Origin of the sequence: Rhodococcus xishaensis (assembly GCF_004011825.1) — a bacterium.
Taxonomy (GTDB): domain Bacteria; phylum Actinomycetota; class Actinomycetes; order Mycobacteriales; family Mycobacteriaceae; genus Prescottella; species Prescottella xishaensis.
Genome location: NZ_RKLO01000018.1, coordinates 1 through 667, shown reverse-complemented (window position 1 = coordinate 667; position 667 = coordinate 1). Strand labels below are relative to the sequence as shown.

Genomic DNA, 667 nt, shown 5'->3' with positions numbered 1-667 from the left:
GACCGGCATACCCACGAGCCACCTGCTCACCGGCGATATACAACTCCCCGCCCACACCCACCGGCACCGGACGCAACCACCCATCCAACACATACACCCGCGTGTTCCCGATCGGGGCACCGATCGGAGCCGCGGAGGCAACGTCCCCGACGATTTCCGCTGCCGTCACGTAGACGGTGGCCTCGGTGGGGCCGTATCCGTTGACGATCCGCACGCCCGGCAACGCGGCCCGTGTGCGTTCGACCACGGTCCGTGTCAGCGGCTCACCGGCGAAAACGATTGCGTCGGCTTCGATACGCGTGGAGGACGCGTAGTCGAGGGTCTCGCCGAAGGCCGAGGGCACAGCGCTGAGCACCCCGCCCGAGCTGTAGCCGCCGCGCTCGCCGACCACGAGGATGTCGCGGACGACCTCGATACTCCCGCCCGCGCACAGCGGCGCGAACAACTCGAACACCGACACGTCGAAAGCAACCGAAGCGCTCGCCAGAACCCGTGAGGGCTTCTGCCCCCGCCACAGCAGATCCGCCATCTCGCTCACGCAGTTGACGACGTTGTGGTGGCAGACCGCGACACCCTTCGGGCGTCCGGTCGACCCGGAGGTGTAGATCAGATACGCCAGATTCCCCGCACGCAACGGGGCGCGACGTTCGACGTCCCGGACATCGAC

The 667-nt window shown here is 67.6% G+C and carries 1 protein-coding gene; it reads right to left on the bottom strand.

Features of this window, described 5'->3' with window-relative positions; genetic code table 11:
- The coding region (locus EGT50_RS16900) for an AMP-binding protein (protein WP_164873444.1) at positions 1-667 on the bottom strand (667 nt) is incomplete at both ends.